Source organism: Porphyrobacter sp. YT40 (assembly GCF_006542605.1).
GTDB lineage: Bacteria > Pseudomonadota > Alphaproteobacteria > Sphingomonadales > Sphingomonadaceae > Erythrobacter.
This window is the reverse complement of sequence record NZ_CP041222.1, coordinates 104465-118016: the sequence shown is the minus strand read 5'-3', so window position 1 is coordinate 118016 and position 13552 is coordinate 104465. Positions and strand designations below refer to the sequence as shown.

General features: G+C 66.4%; 13 protein-coding genes. 9 read left to right on the top strand and 4 right to left on the bottom strand.

Annotated elements, in window-relative coordinates; genetic code table 11:
* Positions 1-191: 191 nt before the first annotated feature.
* A complete protein-coding gene (locus E2E27_RS00540; RefSeq protein WP_141461446.1) occupies positions 192-1127 on the top strand; it encodes a tetratricopeptide repeat protein in 936 nt (311 codons plus the stop codon).
* Positions 1124-1735, top strand: coding sequence for an LON peptidase substrate-binding domain-containing protein (locus E2E27_RS00535; RefSeq protein ID WP_141457003.1), 612 nt, complete (start codon positions 1124-1126; stop codon positions 1733-1735). The genes E2E27_RS00540 and E2E27_RS00535 overlap by 4 nt, the downstream gene beginning before the upstream one ends.
* Positions 1736-1741: 6 nt before the next feature.
* Here the strand turns inward: E2E27_RS00535 and E2E27_RS00530 are convergent, their stop codons facing one another.
* Entirely contained in the window at positions 1742-2188 is a 447-nt protein-coding gene (locus E2E27_RS00530; RefSeq protein ID WP_141457001.1) for a hypothetical protein, read from the bottom strand.
* Between E2E27_RS00530 and bchE the strand changes: the two genes are divergently transcribed.
* The 3 genes from bchE to E2E27_RS00515 all read left to right on the top strand — a co-directional run bounded on the left by bchE (position 2181) and on the right by E2E27_RS00515 (position 5731).
* On the top strand, positions 2181-3665 hold the full coding sequence (gene bchE, locus E2E27_RS00525) for a magnesium-protoporphyrin IX monomethyl ester anaerobic oxidative cyclase (protein WP_199799086.1): 1485 nt from the start codon (positions 2181-2183) through the stop codon (positions 3663-3665). The two genes, E2E27_RS00530 and bchE, sit on opposite strands and share 8 nt — an antisense overlap.
* 99 nt (positions 3666-3764) lie before the next feature.
* Entirely contained in the window at positions 3765-4583 is an 819-nt protein-coding gene (locus E2E27_RS00520) for a sulfite exporter TauE/SafE family protein (protein ID WP_141456997.1), read from the top strand.
* Positions 4584-4600: 17 nt separating this feature from the next.
* The gene (locus tag E2E27_RS00515) at positions 4601-5731 is read left to right on the top strand and encodes a pyridoxal phosphate-dependent aminotransferase (RefSeq protein WP_141456995.1); all 1131 of its coding nucleotides are present in this window, start codon (positions 4601-4603) and stop codon (positions 5729-5731) included.
* 19 nt (positions 5732-5750) lie between these two features.
* Here the strand turns inward: E2E27_RS00515 and mtnP are convergent, their stop codons facing one another.
* Together mtnP and E2E27_RS00505 are read right to left on the bottom strand one after the other, a co-directional pair.
* Complete coding sequence (gene mtnP / locus E2E27_RS00510) at positions 5751-6617, bottom strand: S-methyl-5'-thioadenosine phosphorylase (RefSeq protein WP_141456993.1); 867 nt, start codon at positions 6615-6617, stop codon at positions 5751-5753.
* Between the two features lie 33 nt (positions 6618-6650).
* Complete coding sequence (locus E2E27_RS00505; RefSeq protein ID WP_141456991.1) at positions 6651-7355, bottom strand: glutathione S-transferase family protein; 705 nt, start codon at positions 7353-7355, stop codon at positions 6651-6653.
* Positions 7356-7549: 194 nt separating this feature from the next.
* On the opposite strand from E2E27_RS00505, the gene E2E27_RS00500 reads away from it, so the two are divergent.
* Genes E2E27_RS00500 through E2E27_RS00485 form a run of 4 tightly spaced genes read left to right on the top strand, consistent with a single transcriptional unit; the run spans position 7550 to position 12433 of the window.
* Positions 7550-8977, top strand: coding sequence for an aldehyde dehydrogenase family protein (locus E2E27_RS00500; protein WP_141456989.1), 1428 nt, complete (start codon positions 7550-7552; stop codon positions 8975-8977).
* A 47-nt stretch (positions 8978-9024) separates the two neighbouring features.
* On the top strand, positions 9025-9804 hold the full coding sequence (locus E2E27_RS00495; RefSeq protein WP_199799085.1) for a M48 family metalloprotease: 780 nt from the start codon (positions 9025-9027) through the stop codon (positions 9802-9804).
* Positions 9801-11144 (top strand): phosphotransferase, encoded by a 1344-nt coding sequence (locus E2E27_RS00490; protein ID WP_141456987.1) that lies wholly within the window; start codon positions 9801-9803, stop codon positions 11142-11144. Before E2E27_RS00495 ends, E2E27_RS00490 begins: the two co-directional genes overlap by 4 nt.
* 2 nt (positions 11145-11146) lie before the next feature.
* Positions 11147-12433 carry an acyl-CoA dehydrogenase family protein gene (locus E2E27_RS00485; protein ID WP_141456985.1) on the top strand — a complete coding sequence of 429 codons (1287 nt, stop codon included), beginning with the start codon at positions 11147-11149 and terminating at the stop codon, positions 12431-12433.
* A 91-nt stretch (positions 12434-12524) separates the two neighbouring features.
* Here E2E27_RS00485 and E2E27_RS00480 read toward each other — a convergent pair whose 3' ends face one another.
* Complete coding sequence (locus E2E27_RS00480; protein WP_141456982.1) at positions 12525-13487, bottom strand: bile acid:sodium symporter family protein; 963 nt, start codon at positions 13485-13487, stop codon at positions 12525-12527.
* Positions 13488-13552 lie beyond the last annotated feature (65 nt).

Sequence of the window (13552 nt, the reverse complement as noted above, 5' to 3'; positions counted from 1 at the left end):
TGAATCGCGCGGTTCCTGCCGGAGAGGCGGCGCGATTAGCAGCGCCCTTCTCACCCTGCAAGCGCAAAATTGGCGCGATTGGGGGTTGATCGCATATGGCTTACCCGCCAGCACAATCTCGCGCTTCACATCGGCGCGCAAAGCCCCACATGAGGGCCGGACACACAGCAGGAGCAGATACCTTGGCCAGCATGGGACTGAGCATCGACGAACAGAAGGCGGTCGACCGTTTCCGCAAGGCGGTGGTGGAGCCTTCGCAAAGCAAGCTCGTCATCCTCGATTTCTGGGCCGAATGGTGCGGGCCGTGCAAGGCGCTGACCCCGGTGCTGGAGAAGGTCGCGGGCGAATATGCCGATAAGGGCGTGGTGCTCGCCAAGATCAATGTCGATGAAGAACAGTTCATCGCCGCGCAGTTTCAGGTGCGTTCCATCCCCACGGTTTATGCGATGTTTCAGGGCCAGCCGGTCGCCGATCTGACCAGCGCGCGCTCCGAATCGCAGCTGAAGGCGGCGCTCGACCAGTTGCTGGCGCAATTGCCGGTCGAGGGCGGGGATGCGCCCGCTGCCGGCGGCGCGCCGCAGGGCCCTTCGCCCGAGGAGATCGCGCAATTCGTCAAGCTAGGAGAGGAGGCGCTCTCCGCCGGTGATGCGCAGCGTGCCGCCGGGATCTTCGCGCAGATCACCGAATTCGCCGAGGGCAATGCCCCGGCCCACGCGGGCCTCGTGCGGGCACTGGTGATGCTGGGCGAGATCGACAACGCCAAGCAGGTGATGGAGGTGATCGAGAGCGATCCGCGCCTCGCCACCGATCCCGCGATCGCCCCCGCGCGCAGCGCGCTGGAGCTCTCCGGCACCCGCGTCGACGATGGCGAACTGGCCGCCCTGCGCGCCGCTGCTGCTGCTGCGCCCGAGGATATGGACGCGCAATTCGCGCTCGCCGAGGCCGCCTTCGCCGCCGGGAGCCGCGACGAGGCGGCCGACACCCTGCTCGCCATGATCGCCGCCGACCGCGAATGGAACGAGGGTGCGGCGCGGGCCAAGCTGCTCAAGATCTTCGAGGCCACGGGGCTGGAAGATGAATGGGTGGTCGGCGTCCGTCGCCGCCTGTCGCGCGTATTGTTCGGATGAGCAAAAGACTGTCCATCTTCCCCCTGACGGGCGCGGTGCTGTTTCCCGGCATGCAGCTGCCGCTCCACATCTTTGAGCCGCGCTACCGCGCGATGGTGGCCGACGCGATGATCCGCGACCGGCAGATCGCGATGATCCAGCCGCAGCGCGCGATCGAGGGCGCGCCGCTGTTCGAGGTCGGCTGCGTCGGGCGGATCGGCGAGATCCAGGCGATGGATGACGGGCGTTACAACCTCATCCTCGAGGGCACATCGCGCTTCCGCCTGCTGCGCGAACTGGATGTCGCCACCGCCTATCGACAGGTCGAGGCCGAGATCCTGCCCGAGGACGAGAACGAGACCCTGACCCACGCCCAGCGCGGCGGGTTCGAGCGTGAAGCGCGCGCCTTTGCCGACCGGCAGGGCTATTCGGTCGACTGGGATTCGGTCGAGCGGCTCGACGATCGCTCGCTGATCAACGGCGTATCGCAGATCGCGCCCTTCGATCCGGCCAGCAAACAGGCCTTGCTCGAGACCGAAACACTGAACGAACGCTGCGAATTGCTGGTGCAACTGATGCAGTTCTTCGGCCGCACCGATGGCGACGAGGATATCGTGACGCTGCAATAGCGCGCGTCACAGCGTCAGACCTAGCCCGATCAATCCCAATCCTGTCAGGGCCTGCACCGCGCAGGCGAGCGTCATCGCACCCGGTCGGAAGTGCGGCGTCGTGGCGGCGGGGGCGATCTGGCGCAGCTCTTGCCAGATGGTGATCATCTCACGGAACGCCGCCCTCTCGCGCAGCAGCAGGCGGTGGGCGATGATGCTTCCGCCGACCAAGACACAACCGCTCGCCAGGCATGCAGCTCCGGCGCCAAGGCCCAGCGGGGTGTCCTCGACCAACACCAGCACGGCCAGCGCGAAACTCCACGTAAACCCGCAGACCGCAAAGAAAAGCGACTGGAAATGCCGGCGGTTCGCTGCTTGAACGGTGTAATAGGCGAGGCCAGTATTTTCGTTCACGACGGCTCTCATCGGGTTGCTCCAGAGCAAGGGAATAACGCAGTTGCGGATCGTGCTCATCAATATTCCGCATCCGGCGATCGGCAGCCGCATTCCGCGGGAGCAACTGCCGCCGCTGGGCCTGCTGTCGGTCGGCGGGCCGCTGATCGACGATGGGCATGACGTCCACCTGATCGACGGCGAATTCGGCCCGATGCCGCTGGTGGAGATCGTCGCCGAGGCGGCGGCGCTGGCGCCCGATGTGGTGATGTTCGGCCATTCGGGTTCCTCCTCGGGCCATCCGATTATCGCCGCCTGTGCTGAGGCGGTGCGCGGGCGGATGCCCGAGGCAACGATAGTCTATGGCGGCGTCCACCCGACCTATTTCTGGCGCGACATCCTCGCCGCCGAGCCATGGGTTGACGTGATCGTGCGCGGCGAGGGCGAGGAAACCGCGCGACAGCTCGTCCGCGCGCTGGCAGGGCAGGTCGCGCTCGATGCGGTGCCCGGCCTTGCGTTGCGCAAGGGCGGCGCGCCTTTCGCCACCCCGGCAGCCCCCGTGATCAAGGATCTCGACGCCTATCGCATCGGCTGGGAGCTGATCGATCATGCGCGCTATTCCTACTGGGGCGGCAAGCGCGCGGTGGTGGTGCAGTTCTCGCGCGGGTGCCCGCACCTGTGCACCTATTGCGGCCAGCGCGGCTTCTGGACGCGCTGGCGGCACCGCGACCCGGTGAAATTCGCGGCCGAGATCGCCCGTCTCCATCGCGATCACGGGGTCGAGGTGTTCAACTTCGCCGACGAAAATCCCTCGGCCGGGCGCAAGGCGTGGAAGGCGTTCCTCGAGGCGCTGATCGCCGAGTACATCGACGTCACCCTCGTCGGATCGACCCGCGCGGATGATATCGTTCGCGATGCGGAGTTCCTGCATCTCTACAAGCGGGCCGGATTCGAACGATTCCTGATGGGCACCGAGAACACAGACGAGGATACCCTGCGCCTGATCCGCAAGGGCGGCGCGACCACCACCGACCGCGAGGCGATCCGCCTGCTACGCGAGCACAACATCCTGTCGATGGCGACTTGGGTGGCAGGCTTCTCCCACCAGACCGACCGCGACATGTGGCACGCGCTAAGGACGCTCATTTCCTACGATCCCGATCAGATTCAGGCGCTCTATGTCGTCCCGCATCGCTGGACGCCCTATTATGCCGAGGCGACCGAGCGGGACGTGGTGCAGCCCGACCGCAGCAAGTGGGATTACAAGCATCAGGTGCTCGGCATGGCGCATATGCCGCCGTGGCGGCTGTTCGCGTGGGTCAAGATCATCGAGGCGGTGATGCAGCTGCGCCCGCGCGCGTTGTGGCGGCTGATCTGGAACCGTGAGGCGAAGATCCGCCACGCGATCCGCTGGTATTACCGGATGGGCCGTCGCGTCTGGCTGCACGAGGTGCGCGAATTCCTCCTCCGCGACCGCACCCGGTCGACCGGGGTCAGTGTCGAGCGCTTTGTCGGGGCGAGCCTCGCAGCCGAGGAAGAGGCGATGCAGGCACGATAATCGCCGCGCCCGCAACCGGCTGCGCCTGCGTCATTTACCCCATGTTGCAGTGCGACAATTCTCTTGGAGTCGTTCGCACCAGGCGTATTCTCGCCGCCGATGAACACCCCTGCGACACTCGCTTTTGCGCTCCCGGCCCTGCTGCTTGCGGGGGCGGGCGCAGGCTTTGCGGGCGGGCTGTTCGGGATCGGCGGGGGCTTCGTGGTGGTCCCGGCGCTGATGCTGCTGCTGCCGCTGCTGGGGGTTGCGCCCGATCAGACCGCGCATGTCGCGGTGGGCACCTCGCTCGCTTCGATCATCTTCACCTCGATCCGTTCGACCGTCAGCCACGCGCAGCGCGGGGCGGTCGATTTCGACCTGCTGCGCGGCTGGGCCGTTTGGGTGGTGCTGGGGACGGGGGTCGGCACGCTGTTTGCCGACATGGTCTCGGGCGCGCTGCTGGCGCTGATTTTCGGCGTCGGGGTGCTGTCCTTCGCGGTCTATTTCCTGCTGCCCGCACGGCAGGGTGAGCCGCTGTTCGCCGCGCTGCCTTCGGGCCTGCCGCGCGCCGGGATTGCCAGCGCGCTGGGCGCCTTCTCGACCCTGCTTGGGATTGGCGGGGGCACGCTCACCACCCTGACGATGACCGTGTGCGGCACCCCGATCCACCGCGCCATCGGCACGGCGGCGGGGATGGGCGCGGTGATCGCGATCCCCGCGACGCTCGGCTTCATCGCCATCGGATTGGGGGAAAGCGGGCTCGGCTGGGGCGCGCTCGGCTACGTCCACCTGCCCGCCGCCATCGCGCTGATCGCCACCTCGGTGCTGTGCGCGCCCTTCGGCGTGGCGGCGGCGCACACGCTGTCTCCGGCGATCCTGCGCCGGGTGTTCGGCCTCTATCTCACCGTCATCGGCGTGCTGATGATCGCCAAGTTCTGACTTCAAGGAGCTGTTCGATGCCAACCAACCGCCGATCCTTTCTTGCCGGGGCCGGGCTTGCCGGTGGGCTGAGTGCCTTGCCGCTGGGCGGGCTGAGCGCGGCTACGGCGAGCGCGGCGGCCCAGCCCGATTTTGGGCCGAAGATCGGACAGGCGCTGCTCAGCCGCAACGAGAACCCCTATGGCCCCGCACCCTCGGCGCTGCGGGCGATTGCCGACACCGCGAAGATGGGCTGCTACTATGCCGACCGCGGCCAGCAGCGTCTGACCGCGATGATCGCCGAGCGGCATGGGGTCGCGCCCGCACAGGTGGTGGTCGGCGAAGGATCGACCGAGATCCTGTGCGCCATCGCGCTCGCTTGGGGGCGAAAGGGGGCGATCCTGTGCCCCGATCTGTTCTGGGATACCACCGCCCTCTATGGCGAGCGGCAGGGGGTATCCCTGCTCCGCGTGCCGCTGGCGCAGGACATGAACGTCGATCTCGCCGCGATGCAGGCCAAGGTGACGGATGGCGTCGCGCTGGTGCAGATCTGCAACCCCAACAACCCCACCGGGATGCTGATCGCGCCCGCCGCGCTGCGCACCTTTGCCGCCGCCGTCACCCCCACCGCGACCCTGCTGGTGGACGAGGCCTATAACGAGCTGACCGACCGGCCCGAGGACAATTCGATGATCGATCTGGTGCGCAGCGGCGCCGATGTGATCGTCTGCCGCACCTTCTCCAAGATCTACGGGATGGCCGGACTGCGGGTCGGCTATGCCATCACCAGCGAGGCCAATGCCAAGCGCATCCAGTCGCACATGATGAGCTTCGGCGGCAATCTCGCCGGGCTGGCTGCGGCGATTGCGAGCTATGACGACACGCCTTTCCTCGACCAGTCGCGCGCCGCGGTGCTGGAAGGGCGGGCGATGATCGTCGATGCGGTGGCCAGGGCCGGGCTGACCGCGCTGCCCTCGCAGACCAATTTCGTGTTCGTGAAGGTGCCCGATGCCAACAGCCTGCGCGATGCGATGGCGGAGAAGGGGATCGCGATCCGCGGCGCCTATGGCCCCTGGGCGGGCTATTCGCGGGTGAGCACGGGCAGGCTCGAGGATGTCTCGCGCTATGCCGCGGCGCTGCCCGAACTGGCGCAGCGCCTCTGGGCCTGACGCGGCGGCGAGGTAGGGCTTAGGCGAACAGCCGCGCGGCGACCGCGTCGAGCTTGGCCATCAGCGCGGGATCGTGTTCGTCAGGCGCGGTGATCAGCGCATCGTCGAGCGCGGTGTCGATGGGGGAGGGCTCGCGCTCTTCGGGTAATGCAGCGACGAAGTTCTGCACCATCGCCCGCGCGAGCGCGCCGTTGGCCTGCATCTGCTGCACGACCTGCGCGACGTCGACCGCCTCGCCTTCGCGCCAGCAATCATAGTCGGTGATCATGCCGACGAGAGCATAGGGCAGCTCCGCCTCGCGCGCGAGCTTGGCTTCGGGCATCGCGGTCATCCCGATCACGTCCGCGCCCCATGCGCGGTACATCCGGCTCTCGGCACGGGTCGAGAACTGCGGGCCTTCCATCGCGAGATAGGTCGCGCCCACGGCGACCTTGCCCTTGGCGGCGGCAATCGCGTGGGCGGCCATCTCCGACAGGCGCGCGCAGACCGGATCGGCCATCGAGACATGGGTGACGAAGCCGCTGGTGTAGAAGGTGCTGGGCCGCGCGACGGTGCGGTCGATGAATTGTTCGACCACCGCGAACCGCCCCGGCTCCAGTTCTTCGCGCAAGGAGCCGACCGCGCTGATCGCCAGAATGTCGGTGCAGCCCGCGCGCTTCAGCGCATCGATATTGGCGCGCGAATTGAGCTCGCTCGGAGAAATCGGATGACCGCGGCCGTGACGCGGGAGAAAGCGCACCTTGACCCCGCCCAGCGTGCCGAACAGGATCTCGTCCGATGGATCGCCCCACGGCGTATCGATCGCGATCCACTGCGTGTCCTCCATGCCGTCAATGGCATAGAGCCCGGACCCCCCGATGATCCCGATGCACCACTCGCTGGCCATGCGCCCCGCTATCCTCTTTCTTGTCTCAACGCCTTAGGTCAGGTCGAAGGGCGTGGGCAAGGCCTTGCGCACAAAGGCCTCGGCTTTTGCGAAGGGCCCGGCCAGCGATGGCCGCGCGCTGATGCGGTCGTAATGCGCCGAAAGCGCGGGGTAGGCGCCCAGCGGCATTTCGGCCACCAGCGCCACCTGTGCGAGCACGCAAGCGACCGCGATGTCGGCGATCGACAGGGCATCGCCGGCGAAAAACCCGCTCTCGCCGATCGCGCCGTCGAGCCATGCGAGCAGCGGCGGCATATCCTCCGCCCAGCTCTTGCGCGCCTTTTCGAGATCGGGCTCCTTGCCTTGCAGGATGCTGAAGAAGATCGGCCGGAAGATCCCCATGCCCCCCGCCATCGCCACGCTGGTATCGGCGAATTCCTCAATGAAGATTGCGCGCCCGTGGGCATAGGCCTCGGCCGGATAGAACGCCGGGGCTGGGTGCTTCTTCTCGATATAGGCGCAGATCGCCGACGAATCGGCGATGGTGCCCGCAGCGCCTTCCTCCGCGATCGAACGGTCGCGCAGAACGGGGATGCGCTTCATCGGGGAGATGTCACGGAACCACGGCGGCGGGTTGAAGATGTCCACATTTTCGGTCTCGAAGGCGACGCCCTTCTCGCTGCATAGGGCCGCAACCTTGCGCACGAAGGGCGACACCGGGCTGCCGTAAATCACCAGATCGGGGCGGGTATCGGACATTGCGGCTCTCCTCCGGGATATCTTGTTGCGCGCATCCATAGCCGCGCGCAGCAATAGCGCAATCGCCAGTCGCCACGCGCCGCCGCGCCGCCTACACTCGCCGCCACAGCCGCGATTGCGTTTTGGCAGCGCGCGCGCCAGTTTGCGCGGGAGTGAGACGACTCCCCCAATCAGAGGACGAGAGAGGACACATAATGGTCACCCAGTACAAGAACCTCATCAACGGCAAGATGGTCACGACCGACCGGATGCTCGATGTCGTCAACCCCGCCACCGAGCAGGTGATCGGCCAAGTCCCGGCCTGCGGCAAGGCCGAGCTGGACGAGGCGGTCGCCGCCGCGCGCGCCGCCTTCAAGACGTGGAAGAACACCCCCATCGACGAACGACGCGCCGCGATCCAGGCGATCTCGGGCGCGATCAAGGCCAATGCCGAGGAGCTCTACCGCCTGCTCACCAGCGAACAGGGCAAACCGCACGATCAGGCCAAGGGCGAAATCTACGGTGCTGCCGCGATGAGCGCGGCGCAGTCCACCCTCAGCCTCGATGACGAGATCAACGAGGACAGCGACACCCGCCTCAGCCGCACCCGCCGCGTGCCGGTGGGCGTGGTCGCCGGGATCGTGCCGTGGAACTTCCCCGTCATGATGGCGATCCAGAAGATCGCGCCCGCGATGCTTTCGGGCTGCACCATCGTGCTCAAGCCCTCGCCCTTCACCCCGCTCACCACGCTGCGCATCGCCGAACTGATCGCGGACCAGGTGCCCGCCGGTGTTGTCAACATCATTACCGGCGAGGATGATCTCGGCCCGCTGATGACCAGCCACCCGGATATCGACAAGATCACCTTCACCGGATCGACCGCGACGGGCAAGAAGATCATGGAAGGCGCGAGCGCGGACTTGAAGCGCATCACGCTCGAACTCGGCGGCAACGATGCCTCGATTGTGCTTCCTGATGCCGATCCCAAGAAGGTCGCCGAACAATTGTTCTGGTCGAGCTTCTCCAACGCCGGGCAGATCTGCGTCGCGGCCAAGCGCGTCTATATCCACGAGGACATCTATGATGAACTCAGCGCCGCGATCGTCGAATATGCCAAAACCGTCACCGTTGGCGACGGCGCGCAGCAGGGCACCGGCGTTGGCCCGATCCAGAACAAGAAGCAGTACGAGCGCGTGCTCGAGCTGATCGAGGATGCCAAGTCGAACGGCTACAAGTTCCTGCTGGGCGGCAATGTCGATCCGAGCGGCACCGGCTACTTCGTGCCGCTGACCATCCTCGACAACCCGCCGGAAGACGCGCGCATTGTAGCCGAGGAACAGTTCGGCCCGGTCATGCCGCTGATGAAGTTCTCTTCGGAAGAAGAGGTGATCAGCCGCGCCAACAACTCCGACTACGGCCTCGCCGGTGCGGTGTGGACCGGCAACCCCGAAAAGGGCGTCGCAATCGCCGAGCAGCTTGAAACCGGCACGGTGTGGATCAACGAATATCTCCACCTCTCGCCCTTCGCGCCCTTCGGCGGGCACAAGCAGTCGGGCTTCGGCGCCGAATACGGCAAGGAAGGCCTCAAGGAGTTCACCTACGCGCAGGTGATCACCGTCAAGAAGGACAATGTTCCGGCTTGATAAACGAGTCTGTGGCAGGCACCGTGCACTCACAGGGAGGGATCATCATGCGTAATGCAATCAGACTGTTGACCGCTGCCGTGCCGGGGCTTGCCATCGCCGGACTGGCCGGGGCCATGCTGCTGGCCCCGGCCGCCCCGGCGGATGCGCAGAGCATGGGTGACCTGCTCGGGGCGGGGAAGAAGGTCGTACAGGCCGCGACCGTCTCGGATGCCGAGATCGTTGCCTATTTCGGCCAGATGTCCGACGAGATGGACCGGCAGAACCCGCTTGCGCCTGCCAAGAGCCCCCACGCCGTCCGGCTCGCCAAACTGACCAAGGGGCTGGACAGCTATGACGGGCTGACGCTCGACATTCAGGCCTATCTCGTCGACGAGGTGAACGCCTTCGCCATGGGGGATGGCACGGTGCGGGTCTATTCGGGCCTGATGGACAAGTTCACCGATGACGAGGTGCGCTGCGTGATCGGGCACGAGATCGGCCATGTAAAGCTCGAACACGGGCAGAAGCGGCTGAAGCGCGCGCTGCAGCAGGATGCCGCGCTGAGCGTGGCGGGCACGGCCAGCGGCGGGGTGCGGCGCATCGCCGATTCGCGGCTGGGCGGGCTGATCCAGAACGTGATGTATGCCCAGCACTCGCAGGCTGCCGAGACGCAGTCCGATGACTACGCGATGACCTTCATGGCCGCCAATGGCTATGACCGGATGGCCTGCGCCACCGCGATGGACAAGCTTGCGGCGATGGGCGGCGGGGGCGGGATTGCCTTGCTCCAGACCCACCCCAATCCCGCCAGCCGGGCCAAGCGGATGCGCAAGCAGATCGGGTGATCGCGCCGGATGCGTTGACGGCGGGCCTTGCGCGGGTGTGCGCCCGCGTAGGGCTTGGCACGCTGACGGGAGAGCCGCAGCGCCTGACGGGCGGGGCGGTGATGGAAAGCTGGCGCTTTTCCGCTGGCGGCTCCGACTACGTCCTGCGCCGCGCGCCGAGCCTCGCCTTCATGGAGGGGCGGCCTTACGGGCACGCGGTCGAAGCCGCGCTGATCGAAGCGGCGCGCTTAGCGGACGTGACCGCGCCGGAAGTGGTGGCGGTGCTGGACGAGGGCGACGGGCTCGGCTCGGGCTTCGTCATGCGCGCGCTGCCGGGGACGGCTGATCCTAAGATCATCTTGCAATGCGACGATCCCGATGGGTTGCTGCGGCAGATTGCCCGCGACCTCGCCCGCATCCACTCGCTGCGGCAGTCCGATGTGCCGGAAGGCGTGCCGGTGATGGATTACCGCGCCGCGATTGCCGATCTCAAGGCGCAGTTCATGGAGGCGGGCGGGGATCGCCCGATCATCGCGCTCGGCCTCAAGTGGCTGGAGGACAATTGCCCTTCGCAGGTCGAACCCGTCCTAAACCACGGCGATTACCGGATGGGCAATCTGCTGGTCGAAGGCTCGCGGCTGACCGGCGTGCTCGATTGGGAACTCGCCCATTTCGGCGACCCGCACGAGGACTTGGCGTTCGGCTGCATGGCCGTGTGGCGCTTCGCCCGGTATGACCGCCCGGCGCTGGGGCTGGGGCGGGTCGAGGGCTACCTCGCCGCCTACGAAGCCGAGAGCGGCACGAAAGTCGATCCCGCGCGCTTCCGCTTCTGGACGATCTACCGCACCGTGTGGTGGGCGCTCGGATGTCTCAAGATGGCCGCGCAATGGCGCTCGGGCGCGGATCGGATGCTCGAACGCGTGGTGATCTCGCGCCGGACGAGCGAGCAGGAACTCGATCTGCTGCTGTTGCTAGAGGAGGATGCGCCGGAGGCGGAAAGGGCGCGGCCTGTTGTCCTCAACGACTGGACTATCCAACCAACTGGCGAGGCCAATGACGTAGAAATGGCAATTGCCGTTTCCGAATGGTTGGCCACTCTCAAGGACAAGCTGACGGGTCACGACCGGTTCCAGCTTGCCGTCGCCCGCAACGCTTTGGGAATCGTCACCCGGTCAATCGAACTCGGGGCACACGCCAGCGATGCTCTCGGCGCGAAGGCTCTGCTCGCCGGGAGGGCTTCGCTGGAAACTGAAGGCGTGCTGTCCGAGCTTCGAAGGGCGGCATTCGAAAAGCTGAGGGCGGATGTCCCGAAATACCCGGCTCTCGCGGCGGCAAGAACGCTTTGGAAGATTGAGGAATAGACATGGACTTCGCCATCCCCGCCGACTTGGCTGCCTATCTCGACGAACTCGACGCCTTCATCGCCGCCGAGATCAAGCCGCTTGAGAGCCAAGACGACAACATCCGCTTCTTCGATCACCGCCGCGAATATGCGCGCACGGACTTCGAAGGCGGCGGGCTCCCTCGGCACGAGTGGGAGGAACTGCTCAAGGAAGCCACCCGCCGCGCCGACAAGGCGGGCCATTGGCGCTTCTCTGCCCCCAAGCGCTATGGCGGGAAGGACGGCAGCAACCTCTGGATGGCGGTGATCCGCGAACACTTTGCGCGGATGGGCCTCGGCCTCCACAACGACTTGCAGAACGAGCATTCGATCGTCGGCAACTTCCCCTTCGTCGCCATGTTCGACCAGTGGGGGACGGACGAACAGAAGGCCGAATTCATCCTCGGCGGCTTCGAGCGCACCCGGCGCGTCGCCTTCGGCCTCACCGAACCGCACCACGGATCGGACGCCACCCATATGGAGACGGTCGCCGTGCGCGAGACCCGCGACGGGGTCGACGGCTGGCGGATCGATGGCGAGAAGATGTGGATCACCGGGATGCACGTCGCCACCCACTGCGCGATGTTTGCGCGCACCAGCGGCAAGGCGGGGGACGCGAGCGGGATCACCTGTTTCCTCGTTCCCAACCCCACCGAGGGACTCAAGATCGAGGAGTGGATGTGGACCTTCAACATGCCCACCGACCACCCGCGCCTCAGCGTCACCAATGTCTGGGTGCCCGATAGCGCGATCCTCGGCGTGGAAGGCCGCGGCCTCGCTCTGGCGCAAAGCTTCGTTCACCAGAACCGCATCCGGCAGGCCGCCTCAAGCTGCGGCGCGGCGCTCTATTGCATCGACGAGAGCGTGAAATATGCGCGGGAACGCAAGCCCTTCGGCGAGGAGCTGGCGCGCAATCAGGGCATCCAGTTCCCGCTGGTGGAGCTGGCGACGCAGGCGGAGATGCTGCGCCTCCTCATCTTCAAGACCGCGTGGGAGATGGACAACATGCCCCACGAACAGATCGAGCGGACCATCTCGGACAAGGTCTCGATGTGCAATTACTGGGCGAACCGGCTGGTGTGCGAGGCGGCGGACCGCGCGATGCAGGTCCACGGCGGCATCGGCTATTCGCGGCACAAGCCGTTCGAGCACATCTACCGCCACCACCGCCGCTACCGGATCACCGAAGGCTCGGAGGAGATCCAGATGCGCAAGGTGGGGGCCTATCTGTTCGGCTATCTCGGGCCGAAGCGGGGGATGTTTTCGTAACACCTGTCATCCCCGCGAAAGCGGGGACCCAGAGCGGCACTTGGCGAAACGAGCTCTGGGTTCCCGCTTTCGCGGGAATGACAAAAGGGGGCTAGGAGCGCCGCCGCCACCAGCCCGCAAGCAGGCTCCCGATCAGCACGTGCCACACCGCCGAAATCGCCGCCGGCACCGGGGCGAGCGCGGCTTGCGTGATATCGGCGAATTGCGCGGCGAAGGCGGGGGTTTTGGCGAGGCCTGAACCGAGGCCCGAATTCTGCATCCCCACCTCGATACTGATCGTCCGCGCCGCAATCTCGCCCAGCCCCAGCCAGCGGGCGAGCACATAGCCCAGCCCGAAACCCATCGCGTGCAGCAGAAAGGTCGCCAGCAACAGCACCCCGGCGTGCTCCGCAATCTGCGCCTTTGCTCCGCCGACGATCCCGCCGACGATCAGGATCACCAGCACGATCGCCACCAGCGGCAGCACCGCGCCGACCCGCTCGGCGGCGCGCGGGAACAGGCGGTTCAAGAGCGTCCCCAGAACCACGGGCAGCAGCACCACACTCACCATCTGGAGGAGCAGGTTCCAGCGGTCGATTGCCACGTAAGCCCCTGCCAGCCACCCCGTCAGCAGCGGGGTCAGCACCACGGCGGCGAGCGTCGAGGCCATGGTCATCGCCACCGACAGCGCGACATTGCCGCGCGCCAAAAAGGCGACGATGTTCGACGCTGTTCCGCCGGGACAGCAGGCCACCAGAATGAGACCCACCGCCAGCCCCGGCTCCAGCGCCAGCGCCCGCGCAATCGCGAAGCCCGACAGCGGCATCACCACGAATTGCAGCCCCACCCCTGCCAGCAGCGCGCGCGGCAGGCGGGCGAGGGCGCGGTAATCCTCGAAGCTGAGCGTCAGGCCCATCGCCAGCATGATCGTGCCCAGCGCTAGGCTCAAGAGCGGCTGGCCCGCGAACGAAATCCGCCCGTCGGTCATCCAGGTGAAACCTTCCGGCCAGACCCATGCCAGCGCCACGCCCAGCACCGTCAGCACCGCGAAATTGTTGGTGATCACGCGCAGCATGGCCCCGATGTCCCACTTCCCCGAAAATCGTGCCCTGCGACACGCCCAACCCGCTGTGACCCCTA

Bases quoted from the DNA above. Each gene is read 5' to 3' on its own strand.
- E2E27_RS00495 (WP_199799085.1), top strand. From the start codon at position 9,025: ATGCGTAATGCAATCAGACTGTTGACCGCTGCCGTGCCGGGGCTTGCC.
- E2E27_RS00540 (WP_141461446.1), top strand. From the start codon at position 192: ATGGGACTGAGCATCGACGAACAGAAGGCGGTCGACCGTTTCCGCAAG.
- mtnP (WP_141456993.1), bottom strand. From the start codon at position 6,617: ATGGCCAGCGAGTGGTGCATCGGGATCATCGGGGGGTCCGGGCTCTAT.
- E2E27_RS00480 (WP_141456982.1), bottom strand. From the start codon at position 13,487: ATGCTGCGCGTGATCACCAACAATTTCGCGGTGCTGACGGTGCTGGGC.
- E2E27_RS00515 (WP_141456995.1), top strand. From the start codon at position 4,601: ATGCCAACCAACCGCCGATCCTTTCTTGCCGGGGCCGGGCTTGCCGGT.
- E2E27_RS00505 (WP_141456991.1), bottom strand. From the start codon at position 7,355: ATGTCCGATACCCGCCCCGATCTGGTGATTTACGGCAGCCCGGTGTCG.
- E2E27_RS00535 (WP_141457003.1), top strand. From the start codon at position 1,124: ATGAGCAAAAGACTGTCCATCTTCCCCCTGACGGGCGCGGTGCTGTTT.
- E2E27_RS00485 (WP_141456985.1), top strand. From the start codon at position 11,147: ATGGACTTCGCCATCCCCGCCGACTTGGCTGCCTATCTCGACGAACTC.
- E2E27_RS00530 (WP_141457001.1), bottom strand. From the start codon at position 2,188: ATGAGCACGATCCGCAACTGCGTTATTCCCTTGCTCTGGAGCAACCCG.
- E2E27_RS00520 (WP_141456997.1), top strand. From the start codon at position 3,765: ATGAACACCCCTGCGACACTCGCTTTTGCGCTCCCGGCCCTGCTGCTT.
- E2E27_RS00500 (WP_141456989.1), top strand. From the start codon at position 7,550: ATGGTCACCCAGTACAAGAACCTCATCAACGGCAAGATGGTCACGACC.